This window comes from Mycolicibacterium lacusdiani (genome assembly GCF_021916785.1).
Classification (GTDB): Bacteria; Actinomycetota; Actinomycetes; order Mycobacteriales; family Mycobacteriaceae; genus Mycobacterium; species Mycobacterium lacusdiani.
This window is the reverse complement of record NZ_JAKCFC010000013.1, coordinates 142,896-155,335: the sequence shown is the minus strand read 5'-3', so window position 1 is coordinate 155,335 and position 12,440 is coordinate 142,896. Positions and strand designations below refer to the sequence as shown.

Annotated in this window: 15 protein-coding genes; 7 read left to right on the top strand and 8 right to left on the bottom strand. The window is 67.8% G+C overall.

What is annotated here, in order from left to right; translation table 11 throughout:
* The 7 genes from LOK44_RS27940 to LOK44_RS27910 all read left to right on the top strand — a co-directional run bounded on the left by LOK44_RS27940 (position 1) and on the right by LOK44_RS27910 (position 6,681).
* The gene (locus LOK44_RS27940; RefSeq protein WP_237573328.1) at positions 1-1,653 is read left to right on the top strand and encodes a thiolase C-terminal domain-containing protein; all 1,653 of its coding nucleotides are present in this window, start codon (positions 1-3) and stop codon (positions 1,651-1,653) included.
* Between the two features lie 23 nt (positions 1,654-1,676).
* Entirely contained in the window at positions 1,677-2,534 is an 858-nt protein-coding gene (locus tag LOK44_RS27935) for an alpha/beta hydrolase (protein ID WP_237573363.1), read from the top strand.
* Positions 2,534-3,352: an NAD(P)-dependent oxidoreductase gene (locus LOK44_RS27930; protein WP_237573327.1), complete on the top strand. Its 819-nt coding sequence runs from the start codon at positions 2,534-2,536 to the stop codon at positions 3,350-3,352. The genes LOK44_RS27935 and LOK44_RS27930 overlap by 1 nt, the downstream gene beginning before the upstream one ends.
* Before the next feature lie 31 nt (positions 3,353-3,383).
* Positions 3,384-4,172: an NAD(P)-dependent oxidoreductase gene (locus tag LOK44_RS27925; protein ID WP_237573326.1), complete on the top strand. Its 789-nt coding sequence runs from the start codon at positions 3,384-3,386 to the stop codon at positions 4,170-4,172.
* Positions 4,173-4,297: 125 nt separating this feature from the next.
* Positions 4,298-5,500 (top strand): cytochrome P450, encoded by a 1,203-nt coding sequence (locus tag LOK44_RS27920; RefSeq protein WP_237573325.1) that lies wholly within the window; start codon positions 4,298-4,300, stop codon positions 5,498-5,500.
* A 2-nt stretch (positions 5,501-5,502) separates the two neighbouring features.
* Positions 5,503-5,703 carry a ferredoxin gene (locus LOK44_RS27915; protein ID WP_237573324.1) on the top strand — a complete coding sequence of 67 codons (201 nt, stop codon included), beginning with the start codon at positions 5,503-5,505 and terminating at the stop codon, positions 5,701-5,703.
* A 114-nt stretch (positions 5,704-5,817) separates the two neighbouring features.
* Positions 5,818-6,681, top strand: a complete 864-nt coding sequence (locus LOK44_RS27910) for a putative endonuclease domain-containing protein (protein WP_237573323.1) — start codon at positions 5,818-5,820, stop codon at positions 6,679-6,681.
* Between the two features lie 43 nt (positions 6,682-6,724).
* On the opposite strand, the gene LOK44_RS27905 is transcribed toward LOK44_RS27910, so the two are convergent.
* The 8 genes from LOK44_RS27905 to LOK44_RS27870 all read right to left on the bottom strand — a co-directional run bounded on the left by LOK44_RS27905 (position 6,725) and on the right by LOK44_RS27870 (position 12,421).
* Positions 6,725-7,009 carry a DUF1330 domain-containing protein gene (locus LOK44_RS27905; RefSeq protein ID WP_237573322.1) on the bottom strand — a complete coding sequence of 95 codons (285 nt, stop codon included), beginning with the start codon at positions 7,007-7,009 and terminating at the stop codon, positions 6,725-6,727.
* 30 nt (positions 7,010-7,039) lie between these two features.
* Positions 7,040-7,228 (bottom strand): ferredoxin, encoded by a 189-nt coding sequence (locus tag LOK44_RS27900; protein WP_237573321.1) that lies wholly within the window; start codon positions 7,226-7,228, stop codon positions 7,040-7,042.
* Positions 7,225-8,508 (bottom strand): cytochrome P450, encoded by a 1,284-nt coding sequence (locus LOK44_RS27895; RefSeq protein WP_237573320.1) that lies wholly within the window; start codon positions 8,506-8,508, stop codon positions 7,225-7,227. The genes LOK44_RS27900 and LOK44_RS27895 overlap by 4 nt, the downstream gene beginning before the upstream one ends.
* A 97-nt stretch (positions 8,509-8,605) precedes the next feature.
* Positions 8,606-9,148 carry a carboxymuconolactone decarboxylase family protein gene (locus LOK44_RS27890; protein ID WP_237573319.1) on the bottom strand — a complete coding sequence of 181 codons (543 nt, stop codon included), beginning with the start codon at positions 9,146-9,148 and terminating at the stop codon, positions 8,606-8,608.
* Entirely contained in the window at positions 9,149-9,994 is an 846-nt protein-coding gene (locus LOK44_RS27885) for a TauD/TfdA dioxygenase family protein (protein ID WP_237573318.1), read from the bottom strand. It abuts the gene before it with no gap.
* Between the two features lie 28 nt (positions 9,995-10,022).
* Complete coding sequence (locus LOK44_RS27880) at positions 10,023-10,358, bottom strand: hypothetical protein (RefSeq protein ID WP_237573317.1); 336 nt, start codon at positions 10,356-10,358, stop codon at positions 10,023-10,025.
* Positions 10,359-10,360: 2 nt separating this feature from the next.
* The gene (locus tag LOK44_RS27875; RefSeq protein WP_237573316.1) at positions 10,361-11,632 is read right to left on the bottom strand and encodes an aromatic ring-hydroxylating oxygenase subunit alpha; all 1,272 of its coding nucleotides are present in this window, start codon (positions 11,630-11,632) and stop codon (positions 10,361-10,363) included.
* Positions 11,633-11,659: 27 nt separating this feature from the next.
* Positions 11,660-12,421, bottom strand: a complete 762-nt coding sequence (locus tag LOK44_RS27870) for an SDR family NAD(P)-dependent oxidoreductase (protein WP_237573315.1) — start codon at positions 12,419-12,421, stop codon at positions 11,660-11,662.
* Positions 12,422-12,440 lie beyond the last annotated feature (19 nt).

Genomic DNA, 12,440 nt, shown 5'->3' with positions numbered 1-12,440 from the left:
GTGGACGTCCCCGGGCGCCCGCTGCCCCAACTGACCGCGGAGAACGAGTTCTTCTGGACCTCCGGCGCCGACGGTCGCCTGCGCATCCAGGAGTGCCGAGATTGCCAGGCCCTGAACCATCCGCCCGCACCGATCTGCCGACGGTGCCGCAGCCACGACGTCGGCGTACGCGAGGTGTCGGGCAAGGCATCGCTCTCGGCGTTCACGGTCAATCACCGCTTCGGCTTCCCCGATCTGCCACCGCCGTACGTCGTCGCCCAGGTCGCCATCGCGGAGGACCCGCGGGTACGGCTGACGACGAACATCGTCGACGCCGATCCCGACGATCTGCGCATCGGTCAGACGGTCGAGGTCGTGTTCCAGGAGGTGGCCGACGTCTACCTGCCGGTGTTCCGGCCGTGCGACGACGACGGTGAGGCCCCGCCCGCGGTCGACGACATCGCGCCGACGGACTACGCCAGGCACGTCCGACCACCGTTGTCGGACAGAAAGTTCGAGGAGCATTCGGCGATCACCGGCATCGGCGCGTCGCGGCTCGGCCGACGACTCATGGTGCCCCCGCTGGAGCTGACGATCGAGGCCTGCGAGGCCGCCGTCGCCGACGCCGGACTGACCTTCGCCGACATCGACGGTCTGTCCACCTATCCGGGCCTCGACGTGGCGGGCATGGGCGAGGGCGGGGTGACCGCGCTGGAGGGCGCGCTCGGACTCCGGCCGACGTGGATCAACGGCGGCATGGACACGTTCGGTCCCGGCGGCTCGGTGATCGCCGCGATGATGGCCGTCGCCACCGACATGGCCCGGCACGTGCTGTGCTTCCGCACGCTGTGGGAGGCAACGTTCGGCGAGCTGATGAAGCAGGGCAAGATGTCCCCGCCCGGCGGGTCCCGCACCACCAGCTGGCAGATGCCATTCGGGGCGACGTCGGCCGCACACACGTTGGCGCTCAACGCTCAACGGCACTTCGACCGCTACGGCACCACGCGCGAGACCCTCGGCTGGATAGCGCTGAACCAGCGGGCGAATGCAGGGCTGAATCCCACCGCCATCTACCGCGATCCCATGACGATGGACGACTACCTGTCGGCGCGGCTGATCACCACGCCGTTCGGCCTCTACGACTGCGACGTGCCGTGCGACGGCGCGGTCGCCGTCATCGTGTCGGCCGTCGACGTCGCACGCGACATGCCCAAGCCGCCGGTGTACTTCGAGGCCGTCGGCACCCAGATCATCGAACGCACCGACTGGGACCAGACCACGCTCACCCACGAGCCGCAGGTGCTGGGGCAGGCTGCACACCTGTGGACGCGGACGTCGTTGCGGCCCGCGGACGTCGACGTCGCGGAACTGTACGACGGGTTCTCGTTCAACTGCCTGTCGTGGCTGGAGGCTCTCGGCTTCTGCGGCATCGGCGAGGCCAAGGACTTCCTCGACGGCGGGCACAACATCGCCCGCGACGGGGTGATCCCCCTGAACACCCACGGCGGCCAGCTCTCTCACGGCCGCACCCACGGCATGGGCCTGATCCACGAGGCGGTGACGCAACTCCGCGGCGAGGCAGGCGAACGCCAGGTGGCCGACGCGCACGTCGCGGTCGCCAGCAGCGGCGGGCTGACCCCGAGCGGCGTGCTGCTGATGCGGACCGACTCGTGACGGCGCCGACGCCCCGTGTCGTCATGGTCGACGGCGTGCCGATGTCGGGCCTGGTGGCCCGTGCCGCGGACCCGCGCGCGGTGATCGTCGCCGTGCACGGCGGTGCGACGTCGTCGACGTACTTCGACTGCCCGGGGCATCCCGAGCTGTCACTGCTGAGGACCGCCGCGGAACGCGGCTTCACGACGATCGCGCTGGACCGGCCGGGCTACGGCGCGTCGGCGCTGTACGCCGACGCGATGGCCGATCCGAACCGCCGCACGGCACTGGCCTACGGCGCCGTCGACAGGATCCTCGCCGACGACTCCCGCGGCGCCGGGCTGTTCCTGTTCGCCCACTCGGCGGGATGCGAACTCGCGCTGCGCATGACGGTCGACGAGCGCGGCGGCGACGTCGTCGGCGTCGAACTGGCCGGCACCGGTCTGCGGTACCACCCCGCGGCCCTCGAGATCATCAAGGACGCCACCGTGACGTCACGGCCGTCCGGGCTGCGGGACCTGCTGTGGCAGCCGACCGACCTGTATCCCCCGGAAGTGCTGACCGGCTCGTTGTCGGCGCCGGGCGTGAGTTACGAGTCGGAGGTGACGGCGCACTGGGCTCGGCGGGACTTCTCGGAATTGGCTGCGCGCGTCGGTGTTCCGGTCGAGTTCAGCGTGGCCGAGCACGAGGCGGTGTGGGAGTCGGACACCGAAGCGATCGGTGCGGTGGCGGCGCTGTTCACGGCGGCGCCCGCGGTGCGCGTCAACCTCGTGCCGGGCAGCGGACACAATCTCAGCGTCGGCCACACGGCCGGCGAGTATCACGCTCGGGTGCTGTCGTTCGTGGCGGACTGCCTGACCGATGGTGCTGACGTAGCGGCGACGAAGGTGGAGGCGGGTTGATGCGGGTCGGATTCATCGGGCTGGGTAGCCAGGGGGCGCCGATGGCGCGCCGAATCGTCGAGGGCGGTTACGAACTCACCTTGTGGGCGCGACGGCCCGCATCGGTGGAGCCCTATGCCGACACCTCGGCGAAGGTGGCCGCGACACCGGCCGAACTCGGCGCGGCGAGCGACCTGGTGTGCCTGTGCGTCGTCGGCGACGACGACGTCCGGCAGGTGCTCGACGGCGAATCGGGTGTGCTGGCGGGCATGCAGCCCGGCGGCGTCATCGCCATCCACAGCACCGTTCATCCCGACACCTGCCGTGAGATCGCGAAGACCGCTGCAGAACATGGCGTTTCGGTCGTCGACGCACCCGTCAGCGGTGGCTCGCCGGCAGCGTCTGAGGGCACGCTGCTGGTGATGGTCGGCGGCGAAGATGCCGACGTGGAGCGGGTGAGGCCGGTGTTCGCGACCTTTGCCGACCCCATCGTCCACCTCGGTCCGCTGGGCAGCGGGCAGGTCACCAAGATCCTCAACAACTTGTTGTTCAGCGCCAATCTCGGCAGTGCCGTGAGCACGCTGGAACTGGGTGAGTCGCTCGGCGTCCCGCGGGACAAGCTGTGCGAGGTGCTGGCGCGTGGCTCCGCGACGAGCAAGGCCGTCAACAGCATCTCGATGTTCGGCGGCACGCTCGAGGGTCTGGCACCGATCGCGGGTGCGTTGCTGCAGAAGGACGTTCGGCACGCAGCGGCGCTGGCCGACGACGCGTCCGCGACGCAGGGTTCGGTGTTCACGGCGGCGGACACGGCGCTCGAGTCGATGCACCACCCGCGCTGATGAGCGCTTGCGCGAAGAAGAGACGATGCTGATGAGCAAGGTCGGCTTCCTCGGTGCCGGGCGGATGGGCGCGCCCATGGTGCGCCGACTCGTCGACGCCGGGCACGACGTCGACGCCGTCGGCCGCACCGACGACAAGCGCGCCGCGGTGGCCGAACTCGGCGCCGACCCGGTCGCCGGTCTGACTGCCGGTGCCTACGACGTCGTCGTGGTGTGCGTGTTCACCGACGACCAGGTGCGCGAACTGTGCCTCGCCGGTAACGTCGTCGCGGGCATGCGCCCCGGATCGACGCTGGTGGTGCACACGACGGGCAGCCCGACGACGGTGCGGGACATCGCCGCGAAGTTCGGTCACGTCGACGTGGTCGACGCTCCGGTGAGCGGCGGCCCACACGACATCGCCGCGGGTCGGGTCACGCTGTTCGTGGGTGCCGCCAACGATGCCCTGGAGCGGGTCCGCCCGGTGCTCGGCGCCTACGGCGACCCGATCCTGCACGCCGGGCCGACGGGCAGCGGGCAGCTCGTCAAGCTGATCAACAACACCCTGTTCGCCGCCCAGATCGGGCTCGTCGCCGAGGCCACCAGGCTCGGCACCCGCCTCGGCATCGACGAGGGACCGCTGCTTCGGGCGCTGACCCACGGCAGTTCTGCCAGTCGCGTGCTCGGCATGATCGCCTCGGCGGGGTCGGCCGACGCATTCATCTCGGCGGTGGGCGAATTCATCGGCAAGGACGTCGACGTCGTGCGGCGCACGGTGGCCGATCTCGGTGCCGACCTCGGCGTGATCGACGCGGTGGTGGACGCGGGCGTGCGGCGCTGAAGCCGACGCACCCGGTTGGGCGATTCGGCTGATTTTCGAGACTGGATGTCGCATACTGTAGGCGTTACAATCTTCCAGCCTTCCGTAACGTATGCGGCCCTGTTCCCAGTGCCCAGGAGGACGCAGTGACCAAGCCCAGACTCGTATTCCACCCGTTCGCGCAGGAGTACTTCGACAACCCCTACGAGATCTATGCGCGGATGCGGGACGAAGCTCCCCTGTACTACGACGAGGACGAGGACTTCTACGCGCTGACCCGGCACGAGGACGTCGCCGCCGCGTTCAAGGACCACGAGTCGTTCTCCTCGGCCCGCGGCTGCGATCTGAGCATGGTCCGCTCCGGCGAGGTGCCGCAGAAGTCGATCATCTTCATGGACCCGCCCGACCACAGGCACATGCGCAGCCTGCTCAACAAGGCGTTCACGCCGCGGGCCATCCAATCCCAGCGCGACACGGTCGTCGAACTGGTCGAGCAGTACCTGGCGAAGGCCGACCCGGAACACTTCGACGTCGTGCAGGACTTCTCGGGGCCGTTCCCCGTCGAGGTCATCACGCGGATGGCGGGCGTGCCGGAGGACTTCCGCCAGCAGGTCCGGCACTGGATCGACACCAGCCTGCACCGCAAGCCGGGTCAGATCGACATGGACGAGCAGAACATGCAGGCCAACATCGACTCGGGTGTCTACTACTACGGCCTGGTCCAGGAGCGTCGGCAGAACCCGCAGGACGACATGATCAGTCGCCTCATCGCCGCAGAGATCCCCGACGAGAATGGCGGCCTGCGCAAGCTCGACGACATCGAGATCACCGGGTTCACCACGCTGCTGGGTGGCGCGGGCGCCGAGACCGTCACCAAGCTCGTCGGCAGCGCGGTGGTGGAGTTCGCCCGGCACCCCGAGCAGTGGCAGAAGCTGCTCGACGACCGCAGCAAGATTCCCGCCGCCGTCGAGGAACTGCTGCGCTACGTCGGACCGGTGCAGTACAACGTCCGCTACAGCGTCAAGGACGTCGAGTTGCCGTGCGGCACGATCCCGGCGCACAAGCCCGTCTTCCTGATGGGTGCCGCAGCCAACCGCGATCCGCGGGCGTTCGTCGACGGCGACAGCTTCGACATCGACCGCGACCGCACGCAGGCGCAGAACCTGGGGCTGGGCTACGGCATCCACAGCTGCCTCGGTGCGGCGCTGGCGCGCATGGAGACCGCGATCGCGCTTGAGTACCTGCTCGAGTTCATGCCGCGCTACGAGGTCGACTTCGACGGCCTGCAGCGGGTGAACATGCAGAACGTCGCCGGGTATCACCACGTTCCGGTCAAGGTGCTGAGGTGACCATGGCTCAGAAGATCGAGGTCGACTTCGGGCTCTGCGAGAGCAACGGGATATGCATGGGCATCATCCCGGAGGTCTTCGAACTCGACGACGAGGATTACCTGCACGTGCACACCGACGAGGTGACGCCGGAGAACGAGCAGCAGATCAAGGAGTCAGTGCGGCAGTGCCCGCGCCAGGCCATCGCCATCCGCGACAAGTGACCTGACTTTTCCGCCGAACTGACGTTCCCTGTCGCTACGTCAGCCTGTTGACAACCGCCGCTTCCGGCTCGGCGAGGGGCCTGCGCTGTCGGAGGCCGGCGTGACGCTGCCAGCATGTCAACCGTTTTCCTGGGCAGCGAAGCGCTCGCCCGCAACGAGGTAACTCCCGGGCAGCTGCGTTGGCGGTACCGCGCGCTCTTCCCGGATGTCTACACACCAAAGATCGCTGCGCCGTCGTTGTACACCAATACCGTCGGCGCGTGGCTGTGGTCGCGGCGCACGGGAGTGGTGACCGGTCGTGCCGCCGCCGCTCTCTATGGCTCGAGATGGGTCGCCGACGACACCCCAATCGACCTGCTGGCCGTCAACCACCACCCGCCTGTAGGCATCATCACGCGTGACGAGCACTTCCTGTACGACGACGTGATGGAGATCGACGGCATGGCGGTCGCTACTCCACAGCGCGCCGCCTACGACCTGGGCCGGCACCTTCCTCGAGACGTGGCGGTCGCGCACCTCGACGCATTGGCTCGCGCTCAGCGGATCTCGGCCGCGCACATCGCGCCGCTGATCGACCGCTACAAGGGTGCCCGCGGCATCCGACGACTACGAACCGCCGTCGACCTGATGGACGCAGGCTCGCAATCTCCCAAGGAGACGTGGCTGCGCCTGCTGCTGATCGACGCCGGGTACCCGCGGCCGAAGACGCAAATCCCGGTCTTCGACGATGCGGGTCGTGCCTTCGCCTACCTCGACATGGGCTGGGACGACGACGATTTGATGATCGCGGTGGAGTACGACGGCGAACAGCATCGCACCGACCGTGCCCAGTGGACCTGGGACGTCACGCGGTTGCGCAAGGTGCAGGACCGCGGCTGGCACCACGTCAAGGTCATCGCTGGCGATCGCCCGAATGACGTCCTGCGTCGGGTCGCGCAGGCCTGGGCCTTACGCCGAGGCGGCAGACAGCGTCGCTAACTCGCCAGCTCAACGACAGGGAACGTCATTTCGGCGAGAAGACCTAGAAGCCGGAGACGATGACCCCGTTGCTGTCGGCCGCGGCCTGGCGGAGCTTCAGCGCCTCCTGGTAGGCGTCGGAGTAGTACCACTCCTTGGCGGCCTCGACCGACTCGAACTCGAGCAGGACGGTCTGCGTCCCGTGCCACTGCCCCTCGAGCGTCTCGGCGGGCGGGCCGAACGCCAGCACCGTGGCATTGGCCATGGTCTGGCTGGCCAGCTTGCCGTATTCGGCCATGCCTGCCGGGTCCTTGATGTCTTCGGTGATGATCACGTAGCCCTTGGGCATGGTCGATTCCCTTGTCTCGGAGCGGTTTTACTACGATTCGCTGATCGCGCGTTCGGGGCAGTTCTCGATGGCCTCGCGGGCGGCGGTCTCGAATTCCGTGGGGACGTCCCCGGGATTCGCGACGGCCCACCCGTCGTCGGTCATGTCGAAGACCTCCGGGCACAGCGTGAGGCACATGCCGTGGCCGGCACAGCGGTCCTCGTCGACGACCACCTTCATCGCAGGTCGAACTCCAGGTGCAGTTCGGTGAGCCCGCGCAGGATGTAGGTCGGGATGTACTGGTAGCGCCGGTCGCCGACCGGCCCGTGCTTGCTCTCCGAGATGCGGATGTCGGTCGTCCGGTCGAGTAGTCGTTCCAACCCCACCCTGGTTTCGGCGCGGGCGAGCGGCGCTCCGGGGCAGCTGTGGATCCCACGGCCGAAGGCCAGGTGCTGCCTGGCGTTCTTGCGCTCCGGATCGAACGTGTCGGGGTCCTCGAATCGGCGCGGATCGCGGTTGGCGGCACCGTTGATCACCATCACGGTGCAGCCCGCCTTGAGTGCCTGGTCGCCCACGGTCGTCGGGACCCGCGACAGCCGGAAGTCGCCCTTGACGGGGCTCTCGATGCGCAAGCACTCCTCGATGAAGTTCGGCATGAGTGTGCGATCCGCTCGCAGCTTGGCCTGGATGTCGGGATTGTCGCCGAGCACCTTCAGGGCGGTGCTGAGCAGGCGCACCGTCGTCTCTTGGCCGGCCGAGAAGACGTTGGTCGCCACGCGGACGACGTCTGCCACCTCCGGCATCGTCCCATCGGGGAACGTCGCCGTCGCCAGACCGGTCAGCACGTCCTCGCGCGGTTGCGCCCGACGCTCCTCGACGTAGGTGGCGAACACCTCGTAGAGATGCTCCAGCGGCGTCTTGTTCATCGTCTTCTCGGCATTGCCCACCGCGCTGCCGTGCGTGCCGCGGGCGAGCCGCTCCAGGAGGTCCGCGCGGTCCTCTTCGGGCACGCCGAGGAGGTCGGCGATGATCCGCAGCGTGAAGGGGCCCGCGAAGCCCTTGATGAACTCGCCTTCACCCGGCGCCAGGAAGTCGTCGAGGATGTCGTCTGCGAGACCCCACATCGCGTCCTCGTTCTCCTTGAGGCGCTTCGGCGTGATCAGCCGCATGAGCAGGGCGCGGTGGTTGGTGTGGGTCGGCGGGTCCAGGGTGGGCAGCTGGTCGCTGAACGGGATCTCGTCGCGATGCTCGACGATCAGGTCGGTGATGTCGCCGTCTTCCCTGCCCTCCAACGAGATCGGGAAGCCCGGGAACGGGCCCGTCACCGAGATGCACGACGAGAAGGTGTCGGAGTCGTTGTAGACGTCGACGGCCTCCTGCCAACCCGTGATCATCGTGACGCCGTAGTGCTCTTCCTTGCTGACCGGACACTTGTTGCGCAAGGCCTCGTAGAACGTGTACGGGTCGTCCGTCAGCCGACTGTCCCTAAAGAAGTCGACCGCGGTGAGGTCTTCCGCCATATTCCGCTCCGTTTCGATGATGCCCAACGCGAGAACGCTATTCTCAATATTGCGTATCAGATTTTCACACCCGCACCGCATCGTCAATCACGGCGGGTCAGTGGTCGTCCCCGCCCAGGCCGAACGAGTTCACCGCCATCGCCAGCAGGTGGTAGGCGCCGACGGTGAACACCAGGTCCATCCGCTGCGCTTCGGTGAAGTGCTCGCTCAACGCCGACCACGTCGCGTCCGACAGCGTGCTACGGGCGTCGAGCTCGTCGGCGGCGGCCACGACCAACAGGTCCTCGTCACCGAGCGAGGCTCCCCCTCCGGTACGGATCACCGCGATGTCCGCGTCGGTCAGTCCGGCCCGCCCGGCGAGCGGAACGTGGTGCGTCCACAGGTATTCCGAGTCGCGGTGTATGGCGGCGCGCAAGATCGCCACCTCCCGCACCCGTGGCGACAACGTCGACCGGAGCAGCAGGTGAGCGTTGAAGTGCAGGTACGCCTCGGTCAGCGGGCGGTGGCGCAGCAGCGTCGCGAGCAACGAACCGGCGTCGCGCGGGTTGGCGCGGTCGGGGGGCAGCAGCGGACCCAACGCGTCGCGTACGCCGTCGTCCCACTCCTCCGGCGGCAGCGGCGTGATGCGGGGACCGGTCATCTACTGGATGGGTTCGTTGCCGAGGACCGTCGTGCGCAGCATCTCTCGCGGCGAATCCGGATCGTATCGGGCAGCGCGGTGCAGGACGCCGTTGTTGTCCCAGATGACGGTGTCGCCCACCGACCAGCCGTGGCTGTAGACGAGTTCGGGACGGGTCGCCCTCTCGAGCAGTTCGGCGAGCAGAGCGCGACCTTCGTCGGGCTCCATCCCGACCACGTGATCGGCCGACGCACCGAGTACCAGCGACTTGCGGCCACTGCGGTGGGTCCACACCAGCGGATGCTCGTGGGTGGGACGGGAACGCCAGCGCGCCACCTCCTCGGCCGACGGGTCGGGGTTGACCCTGCGTTGTGACGCCTCCAGCGAGTGCACGACGCGAAGCGCGCCAAACCGTTCCTTCTCCGCGTCGCTGAACGCGTCGTAGGCGGCGTAGGAATTCGCGAATTCGGTTTCACCACCACGTGCGGCCACCTGCTTGGCGGACAACACCGTGGCCTTCTGCGGACATTCGTCGTGCAACGGGGTGCACCCGTCGATGTGCCAGTCGAAGGTGGCGCGCAGATAGGCAGCCGACGAGTTCTTCGACTTGTCCAGCGTCACCGGATAGATCCCCGGCACCGGATGGTGCCCGTCGGAGGAGTGGTCGATGGCGCCGAGGCGACGGCAGAACGTCACCTGCGCCTCGGGTTCCAGGCGCAGGCGTGGAAACACCAGGACGCCGTTGTCCTCCAGCGCCTCGAGCACGGCATCGGCCAGGAGGTCGTCACTGGCAAGTCGGTCGGAGTCGACGCCGGTCACCTCGGCGCCGACGGTGTCGGTCAGCTTGTTGATCGTCAGCAGGCTCATGCCCGTCCTTTCGCGAATGTCATTGGGGTCAAGGCACGGGCGCGCTGACGCGGTCGATGACGGCGTCGGCGGAGTCGGCGGGCTTCTGCGTGCCGAAGACCTCGATGGCCATCGACACCATGATCATCGAGTAGACGAGATGCAGGAGGTTGAGAGCGTCGTCGGGGATGTCGTCGAGGGGATGCTTGTCGCAGTAGTCGATGGCCTCCTCGAACCGAGGAGTGAACGCGTCGTAGAAGTCGTGCAGGTCGGACATCGGCGATGACAGCCGCGTCTCCCAGCGCTCGGGTTCGGTTGCCAAGCACCACTTCTCGGCGAAGCGCTCGTATTCGGCGAAGGCACTGGGCAGGCGTTGCTCGACCACGGTCACACCTCCACCGGCCGGCGCTGGGCCTGATGGGCCTCGACCCAGTCGACGGTCACCTTGTGCAGGTGCCGGACCAGGACCTCCTGGTCGTTGAGCGGATACTCGTCCACGATCGGCTCGTCCAGGCCGTATTCGAGCGCCGCCTGGGTGCCGCCCAGCATGCCCGCGTCCTGCAGCGCGAACTCCTTGAGCACCACCGACGCCACCTCGTGCTCGACGCGTTCGCGCACGGTCCGCGCCGGATGGAAGGCGTTGTAGGCCTCGAATCTGTGGGTGTTGTGCGACGTCGGCCAGTATCGGTACAGCAGGTACCAGCCGTGGTAGATCAGGATCTCCAGGTTGGGGAAGATCTGGAAGTTCGTGATCCCCCATGGTTCGATCCCACCGGGATTGAGGCCCGCCGACATGTGTGTCTCGGGCGCCCGCCACGGCCCCACCAGCCCACTGCGCGTAGCCCTTTCGACCGGGTACATGTACTCCGGAGCGAGCAGCCACCGGCGGGCGCCTGCCGTGGACACCAGGCGGTGTGGTCCGTCGATCTGGAAGTGCCCGCACTCGAACGTCGCGTTCGGCTGGCGGACCTCGGTCGGGACCTGCTGACTGTGCAGCGACGGCACGTGGTAGTACTCCTGGAAGGCGTCGGCGAAGATCTTCCAGTTGCTATTGTTGTGCGCGACGAAGTCGTACCGCTCGGTCATCAGCTCGAACGGATAGTCGTCCAGCGCAGTGATCATCGGCCCCAGGAACTCGCGCAGTGTCTGGCGGGGTTCGGGGTCGAAGTTGATGAAGACGAATCCGTTCCAGACGTCGCACTGCACGGGCCGCAGCCCGTACTGCTTCTCGTCGAGACCGAAGAACTCACCCGGCTGCTGAACGAACGTCAGCTCGCCGTCGAGGCCGTAGCGCCAGCCGTGGTACTTGCACGTGAACTGGCGGCACGTGCCCTTGACTTCCTCGGCGGGGTAATCGTTCCACACCAGCTTGTTGCCGCGGTGGCGGCAGACGTTGTAGAAGGCACGGATCTGCTGGTCGCGGCCGCGCACGACGACGACCGACGCCCGTGCCGCGTCGATCTCCTTGGTCAGGTAGCTCCCGGCCCGCGGAAGTTCCTCCACCCGTGCGACGTTGAGCCAGGCGTGCTTGAAGACGGCTTCGCGCTCGAGTTCGTAGAACTCCGGCGAGATCGAGTCGCGGAACGACACGGGTCCGGTGCCCAGTTCCGGGTAGTGCTCGGTCCAACTGCCCTCCGCGGGCTTCGGCCACTTAGCCATGCGAATCTCCCTGCCGTCGATCGTCGTTCACATCACCGCTCCACCGTTGACGCCGAGCGTCTGGCCGGTGATGAAGCCGGCCTCTTCTGAGCACAGGAATCCCACCGCGGCCGCGATGTCGTCGCCGGAGCCGAGCCGGCCGATCGGGATGCTGGCGGCCATCTGTTCGTTGGACGGGAGGTGGCCGGTCGCCTGGGACTGGCGCTGCATGGGGGTCTCGATGCCCGACGGCGGGATGTTGTTCACCGTGATTCCCGCTGCGCCGTACTCTCTGGCGAGCGACCGGGTGAGCGACAGCAGCGCACCCTTGGACGCGGCGTAGTGCGCCATGCCCGGTGAACCCCGCTGCGCACTCGACGACGAGATCATGACGATGCGACCCCAGCCTGCCTCGAGCATGTCGGGCACGGCGACCTGGGCGCAGTGGAACGTGCCGGTGAGGTTGACGTCGACGAGCCGCTGCCAGGACTGCGGCGTGATCTCGAGGAACGGCGAGAAGTCGACCAGGCCTGCGCTGGTGACCAGGATGTGCACCGGCCCGAGTTCGTTGCGCACCTTGGCGAATGCCTCGTCGACGGCCGCGCGGTCGGAGACGTCGGCCGCGACGCCGAGTGCCGCTACGCCCTCGGCGCGCAGGTCCTCACTGACTCGTTGCGCCGCTTCGCCATCGAGGTCGAGCACGGCCACCCGGTGTCCGCGGCGGCCCAGCTCGTGGCACGTGGCCTCACCCATGCCGGACGCGCCGCCGGTCACCACGGCGACCCGGCCGCCAGACGTCTGTTCAGTCATGCTCGCGCACCTCTGCTTC

Coding starts and splice junctions, on each gene's coding strand:
- LOK44_RS27910 (WP_237573323.1), top strand. CDS start 5,818: ATGTCAACCGTTTTCCTGGGCAGCGAAGCGCTCGCCCGCAACGAGGTA.
- LOK44_RS27900 (WP_237573321.1), bottom strand. CDS start 7,228: ATGAAGGTGGTCGTCGACGAGGACCGCTGTGCCGGCCACGGCATGTGC.
- LOK44_RS27930 (WP_237573327.1), top strand. CDS start 2,534: ATGCGGGTCGGATTCATCGGGCTGGGTAGCCAGGGGGCGCCGATGGCG.
- LOK44_RS27875 (WP_237573316.1), bottom strand. CDS start 11,632: ATGGCTAAGTGGCCGAAGCCCGCGGAGGGCAGTTGGACCGAGCACTAC.
- LOK44_RS27925 (WP_237573326.1), top strand. CDS start 3,384: ATGAGCAAGGTCGGCTTCCTCGGTGCCGGGCGGATGGGCGCGCCCATG.
- LOK44_RS27915 (WP_237573324.1), top strand. CDS start 5,503: ATGGCTCAGAAGATCGAGGTCGACTTCGGGCTCTGCGAGAGCAACGGG.
- LOK44_RS27935 (WP_237573363.1), top strand. CDS start 1,677: ATGGTCGACGGCGTGCCGATGTCGGGCCTGGTGGCCCGTGCCGCGGAC.
- LOK44_RS27905 (WP_237573322.1), bottom strand. CDS start 7,009: ATGCCCAAGGGCTACGTGATCATCACCGAAGACATCAAGGACCCGGCA.
- LOK44_RS27890 (WP_237573319.1), bottom strand. CDS start 9,148: ATGACCGGTCCCCGCATCACGCCGCTGCCGCCGGAGGAGTGGGACGAC.
- LOK44_RS27870 (WP_237573315.1), bottom strand. CDS start 12,421: ATGACTGAACAGACGTCTGGCGGCCGGGTCGCCGTGGTGACCGGCGGC.
- LOK44_RS27885 (WP_237573318.1), bottom strand. CDS start 9,994: ATGAGCCTGCTGACGATCAACAAGCTGACCGACACCGTCGGCGCCGAG.
- LOK44_RS27895 (WP_237573320.1), bottom strand. CDS start 8,508: ATGGCGGAAGACCTCACCGCGGTCGACTTCTTTAGGGACAGTCGGCTG.